This is a genomic window from Thermobifida fusca NBRC 14071 = JCM 3263 (genome assembly GCF_001592045.1).
GTDB lineage: Bacteria > Actinomycetota > Actinomycetes > Streptosporangiales > Streptosporangiaceae > Thermobifida > Thermobifida fusca.
In genome coordinates this window covers 1-13,303 of record NZ_BCWB01000008.1, presented here as the reverse complement: position 1 = coordinate 13,303, position 13,303 = coordinate 1, and the positions used below count along the sequence as shown (strand labels likewise).

The following is a 13,303-nucleotide window of genomic DNA, read 5'->3' as shown; positions in this document are numbered from 1 at the left end:
TCCGCCTTGGTTGCGGTGGAGTCGCAGCGCGAGATCGTGCTCCCCACGCACGTGGGGATGGTCCGTAGGACCGGGCGGGTACTCGACAGGGGCTGGGGTGCTCCCCACGCACGTGGGGATGGTCCGCCACCTGCAACCGTCCGGCCGGGCACACCACCGTGCTCCCCACGCACGTGGGGATGGTCCGTCCGGTCAGGTGTGTCAGTGCCTCACGCTCACGTGCTCCCCACGCACGTGGGGATGGTCCGCATCTCTACACCGGCACGATCTGGTGTGGCCAGTGCTCCCCACGCACGTGGGGATGGTCCGCACGTAGTCGAGCGCGAGCGCCTCGGCGGCGTGTGCTCCCCACGCACGTGGGGATGGTCCGTCCCTGCAGGTCCCTGCATCTAGCCCCGGTTCGTGCTCCCCACGCACGTGGGGATGGTCCGCATCTCGCCGGGCTTGTACTTGCCTCGCTTGAGTGCTCCCCACGCACGTGGGGATGGTCCGCATCTCGCCGGGCTTGTACTTGCCTCGCTTGAGTGCTCCCCACGCAGGTGGGGATAGTCCGACATGCCTCTAGGTACGAAGGTTCTCGTGGGGTTGCTAGCTGCAGCGCAATAGTGTTCTTGTTGTTCGTGGCTGGGTGCGCTGCCGCTATCGTCTCTCTACCTGATAATCCCGACCGGGGACAATGAGAGCTCGACCGAAACGCCTACTCCGCCAACTGAGTCACCGAGTCCGGAACCCAGTTGAGGAACCCAAAACGGGAGATGATCCTGAAGAGATCGGTTTGAAGAACTTGGGTTTCCTCTAAATCCTGAAAGTGTGGTGCACAGTGATTATCTAAATGCTGTGCGCGAGATTGTGCGGGGTTGCGGCCCTCGATGCAGATTCGATTGTGGCCTGTCGCCTAGATGTGTGTTGGATTTTTCTAGACGAAGGAGAGAGAGAATCTTGGCGCTATATTGAACAGGTCTAGCTGCACGAAGACTTCAATTACGGGGCCATGCTGACTTTGCTGGAGGAAGTAGAGCAACTGCTAGATGTAGTGCATGAGCATCTCTATCCCTGCTGGTGAGCCAGGCGTGAACCCGTCCTGCTGTCCGCAGCGGGACAGGGAAAACAAAGTTTGTTCGTATAGTTAATGACGTATTTCTATGACTGTTGAGCAGCACAGTCCCTGTCCTTTTACGATGTGACATTCCTCAGTCACTCGGTATGCTCTCAATTCTTGAGAACTTACGCCGGTGCGCATCCAAGAGTCTGGCAAGCGCTGCCCTGAATTCATGTGTTCAGTGGCGAGTCCTCCTCTTAGCTTCGCTGACGTTTCCGTTGAGTGGACAACGTCTGGTTTGTTGGCGTAGCTATCGCTGATCCGCAAGCCAAATGTTTCGTTGGGTTGCGCTTTCCTCAATAGATGTTGATGATCGTCAGCAGTCTATTCGCAGAGTACAAGATCGAGGGAATTCTTCCTCTTCTGGAGAAAAGGTGCTCGCGCTGGGTAAGAGACTCTCGGCTGTACTTTTCGACCTGCGGTAGGAGTCGCCTTGTCTTCCCCAGCGCCCCAGATTGTGCTTGACACGGAGAGAGGTCTCACGGAGGCCGACATTCACGCCCTTGCTGAGCACGGACCGGTGGTTCGGCTCAGCGTGATGGGGCTGGACGTATGGGCGGTCACCGGCTACGAGGAGTTGCGTACGCTCATGGCCGACCCTGAAGTGAAGCGCGGAGTGGAGCATTGGACTGCCGTGGCCCAGGGCAAGGTTCCGGCAGAGCATCCGCTGGTGAAGCTGGTTTCCATGGGGTCGATGCTCAGCAAGAATCCCCCCGAGCACACCCGGCTGCGACGCCTTGTGCAGCATGCGTTCACTACTCGACGCGTGGAAGGGCTGCGCCCGGTCGTGCAGGAGTTGACGCGCGCCTGCCTGGACCGTATTGACGCCTCCCAGCCGTTCGATATCAACGCGGCGCTGTCTCACCCGGTGCCTGTGGGGGTTATCGGTCGTTTGCTGGGGATTCCCGAAACAGATCAGCCTGCTTTGGATTCTCTGGTCACGCGTCTGCTGTCGGGCACCGACGCCACAGTCCACGAAGAGTTGTACGCCTATGTTGCGGCCATGGTGGCGGCTCGACGGGAGCAGCCTGATGACGGTTTGATTAGCGCCCTGCTGCACGTCCATGACGACGACGGCTCCACACTGTCGGAAGAAGACTTGATGTGGACGGTGGTGCTCCTCGTTGATGCCGGGTTTGAAACCACGGTGGGGCAGATCTCCAATTCGGTGCGGTTGCTATTGGAGCATCCGGACCAGCTTGCCCTGGTCACGTCCGGTGAAGTGCCGTGGGAGCGGGCAGTGGAAGAGTGTCTGCGGCATACCGCGTCGGTGGTGATGCTGCCGTTCTGTTTCCCCACCCGGGAGAAGGAATTGGGCGGGTACACGATTGGGGCTGGGGAGCCGGTGATGATGGTTTACGGGGCTGCTAACCGGGACAGCCGGGTCCATGCTGCCCCGAAAGTTTTCGATGTGACCCGCTCGGATAGCCGCCACATCACGTTCGGGCACGGCCCCCACCACTGTTTGGGGGCACCGCTGGCGCGCCTGGAACTCAACGTGGTGCTTCCGGAACTGTTTGCGCGTTTCCCGAAACTGGCGTTGGCGGAGAGGGACATCCCGCGGGTGAAGAGCCTGTTTGTGAACCGTCCCAGCGAATTGTGGGTGACTGCTGGGATGGGCTGACATCCCGACAGCTGAGATTTTCCGCCAGGGGAGGGTCGAGGCTGCAGGCCTGTCTTCGCACGGCTGACGCTCTCCCCGCTGCCGTATCGCAAAGGTGGTGCGGGCGTGCCGCGGGTTCGGACAGTCAAGGAAGACCACCGTGCTGGAGTTTGGTGTGCTAGGGGCATGACTGGACTGCTGCGGCGGTTGCACGCTGTGCTTGACGAGTTCAACGCCGCCTATCCGTGGGACCACAACGCCTACTACCACCGGTGGATTCTGCGGCAGCTCCCCCCGCGTTTCGGTCGTGCTCTCGATGCCGGATCCGGGAGCGGTGACCTGGCCCGGCTGCTGGCTGGGCGTGCGGATCGGGTGTGCGGAATCGATATCGACCCGGTGATCACTGCCCGGGCGCGGGAGCTCACCGATCCCGCGGCACCCGTGGTTTTCACGGTCGGTGATGTGCTCACCGATACCCCCGCAGGCCCCTATGACGTGGTGACGTGCGTGGCAGCAGTGCACCACATGCCGTTGGCTGAGGCGCTCACCTGTTTTCGGGATCTGCTCGCCCCGGGAGGCACCCTGGTGGTCGTGGGCTTGTATCGGGCGCACGGCCCGATTGACGTCTTGTTGGACGGTGTCTCGGTTGTGCTCAACCCGCTGATTGGCTGGGTGCGTCACCGGGGACGCCGTGCGCCGCGGCCGGTGTCTATGACTGCGGTGACCACGCCCGCCACCATGACGTTCGCGGAGATCGTTGCGGAGGCCCGGCGCGTCCTGCCAAGGGCACGGCTGCGCCGTCGGCTGTTGTGGCGCTACACCCTGGTGTGGCGGAAACCGTGACCGCGGGCCCGGGCAGCCGCGAATCCGGTGTCTTCTGGGCTACCGGCACCTGACCGGTAGCCCGGGGCGCGGCAGTGTCCCGGGAGACGGGGCCGGTGCTGTCGGGCACGGCCCCTGGGAGCAGGGTGCGGGAGGGGCGTTACCGATCAGTGACGGGGTGGTGTCGGTGTGGAGGCGGGGCAGCAGACTGCCCGGGGGCGCCGCTGGGGTGCGGGGGCGGGGCGGCCTAGTGTGGCGCTGGTAATCCCCGTGGCGGTGCCGCTGGCGAAGTGTTTTCGGGCCCGCCACTGGAAGACAGCAGGATTCGAGGGGAAGGTGGTGGGTCGGATGAGTGGTGTGCGCTGCGTGGTGGACGGGGGGATTGCGCGGATCACGCTTGCCCGTCCGGAAGCGTCGAACTCGGTGGACATGGCGGCCGCACGGGCTTTTGGGGAGGCGGTTGACCAGGCCGGGGACCCGGCGGTTCGGGTGGTGCTCCTCACCGGCGAGGGGAAGCGGTTCTGTGCCGGCGGGGACGTGGCGTCGATGATGGCGGCTGAGGACCGGTCGGGGTATTTGAACGAGCTCGCTGCCACGCTGGGCGACGGGCTGCTGCGGTTGACAGAGTTGGCTAAGCCGGTGGTGGCCGCGGTGCACGGGGCGGTCGCCGGGGCCGGCCTCGCGTTCGTGCTCACCGCTGACCTGGTGGTGGCGGCGCGTTCCACCAAGTTCCTCATGGCCTATGCCGGGGTGGGGTTGACGCCTGACTGCGGGGTGTCTTATCTGCTTCCCCGAGCGGTCGGGCAGCAGCGGGCGTTGGAGATGGCCTTGATGAACCGGCCGTTGACCGCAGAGGAGGCACGCGAGTGGGGACTGGTCACCGAAGTGGTTGACGACGAGGCGGCGGTCAGCCGGGCAGAAGAGGTCGCCGCGCAGCTTGCTGCGGGGCCCGCGTTTGCTCTCGGCCAGGCGAAGCGGCTGCTCCGCTCGTCGTGGACGGTGTCACCGCAGCAGAGTGTCACTGATGAGGCGGAGACGATCAGCCGCGCGATCGGTACCGATGATGCGGCCCGGTTGATTGACGCGTTCTTGAAGCGCTAACCGTCGGGTGCGGCATCCCGCGGCTGGGCGGGGTGCCGCGGACAGGCAGGGCGCAAGTAGGCTGGGGCAGGCATTCCGCTGGGCGGAAACGGGAGGCGACTGTGGCAGGGCAGAAGGAACGCATGCTCGCAGGCGAACTGTACATTGCCGACGATCCTGAGCTGGCGGCTGACCTGCGGCGGGCGATGAAGCTGATGGAGCGGTTCAACACGGCTCCTGCGGAGGACGCTGACGGGCGGCGGGCGATCCTGGCGGAACTGTTGGGTGAGGTCGGGGAGGATGTGGAGATCCGCCCGCCGCTGTACGTGGACTACGGCTACCAGATCAGTATCGGACCGCGGACGTTCGTCAATTTCGGGGCGGTCATGTTGGACGTGGCGCCGATCCGGATCGGCGCTGACACGCAGATCGGCCCGAACGTGCAGTTGTTGACCCCCACCCATCCGTTGGATCCCGAGTTGCGGCGCGCCAAGTGGGAGGCGGCCGAGCCCATCACGATCGGGGAGAACGTGTGGCTGGGCGGCGGTGTCATCGTCTGCCCAGGGGTGACGATCGGCGACAACACGGTGGTGGGCGCGGGGGCGGTGGTCACCCGTGACCTTCCGGCGAACGTGGTCGCGGTGGGGAACCCTGCGCGGGTGATCCGCGAGCTTTAGAACCGTGTGGGCTCGGCGGGAAGCGGCTTATTCCAGTACTCGAAGCCCGACGATGCCGCTGATGATGAGCAGGAGGCAGCAGATTTTCGCCACGCTCACGGCTTCGCCGAGCCAGACCATGCCGACGGTGGCGGTGCCGACCGCGCCGATACCGACCCATACCGCGTAGCCGGTGCCGACGGGGATGGATTTGAGGGCCAGGGACAGGCCAACCATGCTGAGCACCATGGCGACGAGGAAGATCACCGAGGGCCAGAGCCGGGTGAAGCCGCGTGAGGCGTCGAGCGCGATCGCCCATACGGTTTCGAGGAGTCCGGACAAGATAAGGAGCAGCCAGGCCATCTCCGCCTCCGAGTCGTAGGGAAGTGCCGCGCCGTCTTGTCCTGACCGGGTACGGCGCACCTCGTCCGGGGCTGAGGCTCGGGGCCCCGCCGTCGGATCAGGTTAACGGAGCGGGGTGAGTGGTCATGCCGGCGGTGGGCCGGGACGGGTTTGGTGGACCGTGCGGGCTGCACGCGGGTGCGGCGGGGTGGGGTGAGCGGGGCGTCTGGTGCCCGTGGTCTGCGGAGGGCTCTCTTGCGGGCAGGTGCAGGGGCTGTGGCTGGTGCAGCTGGCCTGCGCAGAGGGTTCGCCTGTGAGAAGAGCCATTCTTGATGGGCGGTAGAAAAGCGCTCCAAAAACGGGTTAAGGCAACTGGTTATTTGCGCGATGCCAACTGGTCAATCCCTTCAAAGCGAAATCCAAACTACGGTTGGTGGGGGGAACGTTTAAATGCCTGAATAATGGCTGGGACAGGAGTAGGGTTCCCCCTGATGACACGGAGGTATGAGGGGAAGATCGTGAAAGAGGCAGAGTCGCATGCGCTCACCGAGGAATTCTTGATCCGACCGCCACGTCAGGAGCGGAGCCGTCGAGCGTGGGCGCGGGTGCTGGAGGCCGGTGCTTCCCTGTTCGAAGAAGGCGGGTATGAGGCGTTCACCATTGCGGCTGTCTGTGAGCGCGCTAAGGTTGCCCCTCGGGCTATCTACGACCGCACTCCCAGCAAGGATGCGCTTCTCGTTGCTGTCTACGAGTACTGGGTGAACCGGGTCTGGGAGGAGATGCGGATTTTTGACGACGAGGAGCAGTGGATCGGTCTTGACGGTCCTGAACTAGTCACACGGCTCTTCACGGAGCTCGGCAGCATCCTTCGTCGCCACGAGTCCTTCACCCGGTCACTCATGGCTCTTTCACCCACTACCCACGACAGGATCTACCGGCGGGTCCAGTGGTACAACAGGCAGCTCATCGACCGGCTCACCAACCTGTTGCTGCTGGCAAAACCGCAGATCACGCACAGTGATCCGGAGACGGCGGTGCAGATGTGCCTGATTGCTGTCTACTCCGCGCTGATCGTGCACGTCGGGTGCGGCGCAGTGCTGGCGCCGGCTTCTCTCGACCGTGACGATTTCAACCGGCTTCTCGCGGAGATGGCGCTGCGCTACCTGCTGGGAGCGGAGCCGCAAGCAGCGTGAGGGGAGCTCGGGAGCAGAGGCTAGACACCAAGGAAAATAGCCACAGGTAATGACACCCAGCGTTTTCTTCTCTGGAAGATTTTTCTCGGCTGCCGATACGGAAAGGGTGAGAGCGAAGGGGGAGAATGGCTCTCCGGCGTTTCCGAAGCGCTGTTTTCGTTTTTGGTGGAGCCGAAGCTGTGTGAAGAAGCCTCAAGGAGCCTCCCGTTGCTGGAGTTGTGCAAGGATTTCAGCACAGTACCTCGGAGACTATTGGCGCTAGTGCGTCTTCCTGGTGCAAAGTCGAGGCGACTGAGCTGGCTGGTTGCTAAAGTGTGTCGATTCTAGCGAAGAAAGATCCTCGACAGTGGCTGATTTGTCCCTTCGTGGGGATCGATAGGCCTTTTGTTTCTCGACGTCGAGCACTGATGCGTACTGTCCGTTCCGGTTTTCGTGGGACGGGGGGAAGTATGAGACGGGTTTAATTTCTGTGAGAACCGTTTTCCGGGTTCTGTTCGGCCCGCCCTGGGACGCGGTCAGCGGTGTCCCAACGGGACGCCTGCGTGGTGCAAGCTCCCCTGCACCGAGAGACGAAGGTGGAGGGGAGCTGTGTTGTGCGGGCGGTTCGCGCTTTTCTGTCGCCGGTGGCCCGGCACGTTAAGAGCGGTCACTCCGGCGTTGTGTGCGGGCTGAGCACGACTTCGGTGATGGCCCGGCCGTTCACAGCTGCGACCGTGGCAGTCCACGAGCCCAAGACCACCTGCTCCCCGGGTTTCTCGGGGATGTGGCCGAGCTGGGCTAGCAGCATCCCGGCCACGGTGACGTAGTCGCCTGCGGGCCGGTCGGTGAGGTGCACGTCCAGCTCGGGGAGTTCGTGCACGGGGAACGTGCCGGGCAGCCGCAAAGAACCGTCGGGCAGCCGGGTGACGGCGCGGGGAGCCGTGTCCGTTTCGTCATAGATGTCTCCCACGATCTCCTCGAGCAGGTCTTCGAGGCTGACGATGCCGTCGATCGCTCCCGTGCCGTCGACGACGAGCGCCAAGTGCTGGCGTTCCGCGATCATGCGTTCCAAAGCCAGGGAGACCGGCAGGGAGTCGGCGAGCAGCAGCGGGGCGCGAGCGGCTGCGCGAGCGCTGCCTTCCCCCCGCAGCAGATCCGCCCAGTGCGCGACTCCCACCACGGTTTCCAGGTCGTCGTCAGCGACGACCGGGGCCCGGGAATGCCCGTGCTCGGCGAGGAAACGTGCCGCGTCCTGGGCGGGCATGGACGCGGGGACGACAACGACGTCGCGGCGGGGGATGAGGACGTGCCGCAGGTTCCGGTCGGCGATCTCGAACGCCCCGGTGAGAATGGTGCGCTGTTTGCGGGTGATGTTGGGCTGGGTGGCGAGCAGGTCACGCAGCTCCTCTTGCGACATTTCTTCCCGGGTGGCTGCCGGGTCGCCTCCGCTGAGCCGTACCACCAGGTCGGTGGAGACGCTGAGGAGCCACACCGCGGGCCGAGACAGCACGGAGAGCAGGGTGAGCGGCCGGGAGATGAGCACCGCCCAGGTTTCCGCCCGCTGCATGGCGATGCGTTTGGGAGCGAGCTCCCCGAAGACCAGGGTGATGAAAGTCAGCGCTACGGTGACCAGCACGATCGCCACGGGCGGGGCAGCTGTGCCGAAGACTGTGCTGAGCGGCGGAATCAACGGCTGGGCGAGGGAGACCGCAGCGGTCGCGGAGGCAAGGAACCCGGCCAAGGTGATACCGATCTGAATGGTGGCCAGGAACCGGTTGGGGTCGCGGGCGAGGCGTGCCACAGCACGCCCGCCTGCCCCGCGCCGCTCGAGCTGCCGTAGCTGGCTTTCCCGCAGGGTGACGAGCGCGATCTCGCTGCCCGCGAAGACCGCGTTCGTCAACACCAGAACTGCGACGAGCGCGAGTTGAACCGTGTAGTTCTCCATGGGGCCTCTTCGGACGGTGCCCCGTGGCCTCTACCCGCGGACATCAAAAGAGCAACACGCTGCGCGCAGGGGAGCACGGCTTTCCGGACGGTGGGGTGCACGGGATAACAGGACAGCCAGCGGATACCGTACGGGGCTGCTGCCTGCCGGTTCGCGGGCAAGAGGCGGGAAGTAGGGGGTGGATGATTGGACCGCGCCGCTGGGGGCAGCCGTGCCAGAGAACGCGGAACCGCTGTGCGGTCCCGCCCAGGTGGACGAGTCCACGGAGGCGATGATGAACGGTCCCGAGTTCAACGCTCCCTCCGGCAGCATCCCCGCGCAGCGAGGACAGCGGCGGATCGCGAGCTATGCCACGTACGCGGAAGCGCAGCGGCTAGTCGATCGGATGTCCGACCGGGGATTTCCCGTGGAGCATGTGCGCATCATCGGGGACGGTGTGCGCACAGTGGAGCAGGTCACCGGGCGGATGACCAAGGTGAAAGCGGCCCTGGCCGGCGCAGGGACAGGGGCCTGGCTCGGCCTGTTCGTCGGCCTGCTGTTCGGCTTGTTCGCGATCGGCCCGGCATGGTTCTGGGTGATCCTGGTCAGCGTGGCGATCGGTGCGCTCTGGGGTGCGGTCTTCGGGTTTGCTGCACATTGGGCGGCCCGGGGGCAGCGGGACTTCTCCAGCGTGCAGAGCCTGCAGGCAGAGCGCTACGACGTCTACGTCAATGCCATGCACGCTGCGCAGGCAGAACGTTTCCGCCAGGAAGCGAACCTCTAGCCTGCTGGCGGGCGCTGCCAGGCGAAAAACGGCAGCACCGGGAAGACCTGTGCCCAGACCGGCTGTCCCGCGGGACAGCCGACGAGGCGTCTCGGAACACCTCATCGCGGTTCCTCTCGACTGACAAGGACGCCACCGCTGCCTAGAGCCTGCTCGTGGAACGGGCACGGGTACCCCGCGTGGGCGCGCGGCTACGCGGACTTGGTAGGGATGGTGGTGGCCCGGCGGACGCGCCGAGCGAGGGCCGGGGCGGTCCCGCTGATCCGCAGTGGTCCCCGGTCGCGCAGCGCGTCGCCGCGAACTGATCCGAGTGGAGAGGAACCGCAGCGCTATGGCCCGTATCGCTTTCATCGGACTGGGCATCATGGGAAGCCCGATGGCCGTCCACTTCCACAATGCTGGACACCAGGTTGTCGGGTACAACCGCACTCCCGCGAAGACGAAGGCTTTGGTGGAGGCCGGAGGAACCGCTGCGGCAAGCGTCTCCGAGGCGGTCGCCGATGCGGACGTGGTCGCGCTCATGGTCACCGACACGCCTGACGTGGTCGAGGTTCTCACCGGTGCGGGCGGCGTGTTCGAGACGGCCAAGCCTGGCACGCTGATCATCGACTTTTCCACGATCCGCCCCGATGTGACCGCTGATCTTGCCGCCCAGGCCCGCAGCAGGGGATTGCGCATGGTTGACGCCCCGGTGTCCGGGGGCGAGGCGGGCGCGCAGAACGCGACCCTGTCCATCATGGTCGGCGGCACCGAGGAGGATTTCGCGGCCGCCCGACCGTTCCTCGAAGTGGTCGGAAAGACGATCGTGCACGTGGGGCCGAGCGGTTCGGGGCAGACGGTGAAGGCCGCCAACCAGCTCATTGTGGCGGGGCATCTGGCGGTGCTCGCCGAAGCGATCGTCTTCTTGGAAGCCTACGGGGTGGATGTGTCGGCCGCTCTGGACGTCCTCGGCGGCGGGCTGGCGCGCTCCGCGATCATGGAGCACAAGGCTGAGCTGATGCGTCGCCGCTCGTTCACGCCGGGGTTCCGGCTCGACCTGCACCACAAGGATCTCGGCATTGTCACGACAGCTGCCCGGGAAGCCGGGGTGGTGATTCCTGTGGCGGCTGCGGCCGCGCAGCTCATTGCGGCAGCGCGCGCAAACGGTGACGGCGACCTGGACCATTCTGCGCTTTTCCGCACGATTGCTCGGCTCTCCGGGCGGGACTGAGCCACGCGTGCAGCGCCGTGCCCCGGCCGGTGGAGTCCGTCTGGCAGGGCAGGAGTACGGCGTGGCTGGGCTGCGTGAATGCAGCGGCCCAGCCACCTGACCGAATCGGGCATACAAGATCGGGCGGGGCCGCGGGGGCTCCTTCTAGCGTGAAACAGCAGAGGAAGGAGATCCAGGTGCTGGACCGGCTCAACCAGGCCATGGAGTACATCGAGCGCCACCTCGACCAGCGGATCGAGGGTGCTGAGCTGGCGCGGATCGCGGCCACGTCGGAGTACCACATGCGGCGGCTCTTTTCTGCACTGGCGGGGATGCCGCTGTCGGAGTACATCCGACGGCGGCGGCTCACCGTTGCCGGAGCCGAAGTGCTGGCGGGGGACCGCACCCTGCTCGACATTGCCGTGCGCTACGGCTACGGCTCGGCGGAGGCGTTTGCGCGGGCGTTCCGCGCCATGCACGGGGTAGGGCCGGGGGAGGCCCGGCGCACCGGTGCGCCTTTGCGCTCCCAACCTCGGATGTCCTTCCGGCTCGTCGTTGAAGGGAGCACAGACATGCGATACCGGATTGTGGAGAAGGACGCTTTCCAGGTGGTTGGGAAGAAGGCGCGCGTGCCTCTCGTCTATGAGGGGCCTAACCCGGCCATCGTCGAGTTTGTGCGGAGTATCGACCCTGGGACACTGCAGCGGCTGGCGGAACTGTCCGATCAGGAGCCGCGGGGAGTGGTCGCAGCTGTTGCCAACATCGCCGGTGAGCGGGTGAGCGCACCGGAAGGCACCGAACTGGACTACTACCACGGGGTGGTCACTAGTGCGCCAGCACCCGAGGACATGGCGGTGCTGCCCGTGGCGGCAGGGCTGTGGGCGGTGTTCGAAGTGGAGGGAGAGGCGCCGTACGCCATCCAATACCTGTGGCGGGACGTGTTCACCCAGTGGTTTCCCGCCAACCCCTACCAGAGTGTGCCGGGGCCGGAACTGTTGCGCACCACGATGTCGCAGGACGGAGCCTATGTAGAAGCCGAACTGTGGGTCCCGGTGGAGCGGGTCGAACGGTGAAGCGGGAAGAGGACGCGAGCCGGGGCTGTTGATGACAGTGGCCGACTGCGGTGCGGTCGGCCACTGATACCCCCGTAAGCACCGGTGAGTGAGGATGTTGATGGAGACGCCGCAGCTTCCAGAGACACCGTCTGCTGGATCCCGCGACCCGCACGAGGACCTGGAGGCTCCTTCACCGCCCCCCGGGAACGGACTGGTCATCGTCGGGGAGAGTGACGCCCCGACCTGCACGGACGGGGTGTGCTGGTGAGCGCCCCGGACCGGGCTGTGACCGTCGAGGTCTGGTCGGATGTGGTGTGCCCGTGGTGCTACATCGGCAAGCGCCGCCTGGAGCGTGCCTTGGCGCAGTTCGAGCACGCCGATGAGGTGGAGGTCGTCTGGCGGAGCTTCCAGCTCGACCCGACGTTCCCCGCAGGGGTCCGCCAGCCTGTGCCGCAGATGCTGGCGGAGAAGATCGGCGGCACACTCGAGCAGGTCCGGCAGATGAACGCGAGGGTCACCGCATTGGCCGCGGAGGAGGGCCTGGAGTACCGCCTCGAACAGGCCACGATGGTGAACACGTTCGACGCCCACCGCTTGACCCATCTGGCCAAGGCGCATGGCAAGGGGGATGCCGCGCACGAGCGGCTGCTGCGCGCCCAACTGGTGGAGGCGCAGGTCCTCGACGACGCGGACACGCTGGTCCGGTTGGGTGTGGAGATCGGGCTTCCCGAGGAGGAGACCCGCCGGGTAGTGGCGGGGGACGATTACGCCCAGCAGGTGCGGGACGATTTCGCGGCGGCACGCACCCTCGGGGTGCGCGGGGTGCCGTTCTTCGCGTTGAACCGGGCGTTTGCGGTGTCCGGCGCTCAGCCCGTGGAGACGTTCGTGTCCGCGCTGCGCGCCGCCTACACCCGCGCTCGGCCCGCCCCAAGCTGAGGACGTCGGGCCGAGCCCGGGTGAGAGAAGGAAGGGCCCCGCCGGTGTGGCTGCCGGCGGGGCCTGCACTGTTCCGGTCAGACCTGGTGCATCAGACGAAGTTCACGTCGCTGCACAGGTAGTAGGTCTGGTCCATGTGCGAGGCCTTCCAGATGGTGAAGACCACGTGGCGGCCGCTGCGGTTGGGGGCGTGGACCGTGAACTGGATGTTCTGGGCCGGGGGGTAGCTGCCGGTCTGGTGCACCAGTTCCAGGCTGTCCCAGGTCAGCGGCTGGGTGGTCGGGTCGAAGCCCTGCTTGGTGACGTAGACCAGGAAGTAGTCTGCGCCGTGGCTGGCCTGGTCGTACAGGTGGATGGTGAAGGTGTTGTTGACGTCGGTGGTCTTCCACGGGCCTACGGCGTCCATGGAGCGGTAGCGGCCGCCTTCGGTGAGGCCACCGCTGCACAGCTGGCCGTCGGGGAGGGCAGCCCGGTGGTTGCCGCCGACCCAGTCGCGGTACAGGCCGTTCCAGTTCCACATGGCGTTGGGGTTGTCCTGCCAGGCCTGCCAGCACATGGGGTCTTCGTACTGCATGTTGGGGTTGAGGTGGTCGTGGCCCCAACGCAGCCAGCAACCGTAGTTACGGGTCGCGGGGTTGATG

General features: G+C 65.5%; 12 protein-coding genes, 1 CRISPR repeat array and 1 riboswitch. Of the genes, 9 read left to right on the top strand and 3 right to left on the bottom strand.

What is annotated here, in order from left to right; translation table 11 throughout:
• Positions 1–36: 36 nt before the first annotated feature.
• Positions 37–553: direct repeats of the CRISPR family, unit length 29 nt; unit sequence GTGCTCCCCACGCACGTGGGGATGGTCCG.
• Positions 554–1,619: 1,066 nt separating this feature from the next.
• The 4 genes from TF1_RS01370 to TF1_RS01355 all read left to right on the top strand — a co-directional run bounded on the left by TF1_RS01370 (position 1,620) and on the right by TF1_RS01355 (position 5,281).
• The gene (locus TF1_RS01370; RefSeq protein WP_169803304.1) at positions 1,620–2,723 is read left to right on the top strand and encodes a cytochrome P450 family protein; all 1,104 of its coding nucleotides are present in this window, start codon (positions 1,620–1,622) and stop codon (positions 2,721–2,723) included.
• A 165-nt stretch (positions 2,724–2,888) separates the two neighbouring features.
• Positions 2,889–3,545 (top strand): class I SAM-dependent methyltransferase, encoded by a 657-nt coding sequence (locus tag TF1_RS01365; RefSeq protein WP_061783551.1) that lies wholly within the window; start codon positions 2,889–2,891, stop codon positions 3,543–3,545.
• A 327-nt stretch (positions 3,546–3,872) separates the two neighbouring features.
• Positions 3,873–4,625, top strand: a complete 753-nt coding sequence (locus TF1_RS01360) for an enoyl-CoA hydratase/isomerase family protein (RefSeq protein WP_016188564.1) — start codon at positions 3,873–3,875, stop codon at positions 4,623–4,625.
• Positions 4,626–4,747: 122 nt separating this feature from the next.
• A complete protein-coding gene (locus TF1_RS01355; RefSeq protein WP_016188565.1) occupies positions 4,748–5,281 on the top strand; it encodes a sugar O-acetyltransferase in 534 nt (177 codons plus the stop codon).
• A gap of 27 nt (positions 5,282–5,308) precedes the next feature.
• Here TF1_RS01355 and TF1_RS01350 read toward each other — a convergent pair whose 3' ends face one another.
• Positions 5,309–5,623 (bottom strand): DMT family transporter, encoded by a 315-nt coding sequence (locus TF1_RS01350; RefSeq protein WP_011291702.1) that lies wholly within the window; start codon positions 5,621–5,623, stop codon positions 5,309–5,311.
• A 25-nt stretch (positions 5,624–5,648) separates the two neighbouring features.
• Positions 5,649–5,710: riboswitch (guanidine-III (ykkC-III) riboswitch) on the bottom strand.
• A 383-nt stretch (positions 5,711–6,093) separates the two neighbouring features.
• Between TF1_RS01350 and TF1_RS01345 the strand changes: the two genes are divergently transcribed.
• Positions 6,094–6,795: a TetR/AcrR family transcriptional regulator gene (locus TF1_RS01345; protein ID WP_082797684.1), complete on the top strand. Its 702-nt coding sequence runs from the start codon at positions 6,094–6,096 to the stop codon at positions 6,793–6,795.
• 646 nt (positions 6,796–7,441) lie between these two features.
• Here TF1_RS01345 and TF1_RS01340 read toward each other — a convergent pair.
• Positions 7,442–8,719, bottom strand: coding sequence for a hemolysin family protein (locus TF1_RS01340; RefSeq protein ID WP_061783550.1), 1,278 nt, complete (start codon positions 8,717–8,719; stop codon positions 7,442–7,444).
• Positions 8,720–8,897: 178 nt separating this feature from the next.
• On the opposite strand from TF1_RS01340, the gene TF1_RS01335 reads away from it, so the two are divergent.
• The 4 genes from TF1_RS01335 (at position 8,898) to TF1_RS01320 (ending at position 12,662) form a co-directional block, all read left to right on the top strand.
• Positions 8,898–9,482 (top strand): general stress protein, encoded by a 585-nt coding sequence (locus TF1_RS01335; protein WP_061783549.1) that lies wholly within the window; start codon positions 8,898–8,900, stop codon positions 9,480–9,482.
• Positions 9,483–9,813: 331 nt separating this feature from the next.
• Entirely contained in the window at positions 9,814–10,692 is an 879-nt protein-coding gene (locus TF1_RS01330; protein WP_061783548.1) for an NAD(P)-dependent oxidoreductase, read from the top strand.
• A 176-nt stretch (positions 10,693–10,868) separates the two neighbouring features.
• Entirely contained in the window at positions 10,869–11,744 is an 876-nt protein-coding gene (locus TF1_RS01325; protein WP_016188567.1) for a helix-turn-helix domain-containing protein, read from the top strand.
• A gap of 246 nt (positions 11,745–11,990) precedes the next feature.
• A complete protein-coding gene (locus TF1_RS01320; protein ID WP_011291708.1) occupies positions 11,991–12,662 on the top strand; it encodes a DsbA family oxidoreductase in 672 nt (223 codons plus the stop codon).
• 91 nt (positions 12,663–12,753) lie between these two features.
• On the opposite strand, the gene TF1_RS01315 is transcribed toward TF1_RS01320, so the two are convergent.
• Positions 12,754–13,303 (bottom strand): lytic polysaccharide monooxygenase auxiliary activity family 9 protein (locus TF1_RS01315; protein WP_061783547.1); only part of this gene is annotated, 550 nt, incomplete at its 5' end.

Bases quoted from the DNA above. Each gene is read 5' to 3' on its own strand.
- TF1_RS01350 (WP_011291702.1), bottom strand. From the start codon at position 5,623: ATGGCCTGGCTGCTCCTTATCTTGTCCGGACTCCTCGAAACCGTATGG.
- TF1_RS01345 (WP_082797684.1), top strand. From the start codon at position 6,094: ATGACACGGAGGTATGAGGGGAAGATCGTGAAAGAGGCAGAGTCGCAT.
- TF1_RS01330 (WP_061783548.1), top strand. From the start codon at position 9,814: ATGGCCCGTATCGCTTTCATCGGACTGGGCATCATGGGAAGCCCGATG.
- TF1_RS01365 (WP_061783551.1), top strand. From the start codon at position 2,889: ATGACTGGACTGCTGCGGCGGTTGCACGCTGTGCTTGACGAGTTCAAC.
- TF1_RS01360 (WP_016188564.1), top strand. From the start codon at position 3,873: ATGAGTGGTGTGCGCTGCGTGGTGGACGGGGGGATTGCGCGGATCACG.
- TF1_RS01340 (WP_061783550.1), bottom strand. From the start codon at position 8,719: ATGGAGAACTACACGGTTCAACTCGCGCTCGTCGCAGTTCTGGTGTTG.
- TF1_RS01355 (WP_016188565.1), top strand. From the start codon at position 4,748: ATGCTCGCAGGCGAACTGTACATTGCCGACGATCCTGAGCTGGCGGCT.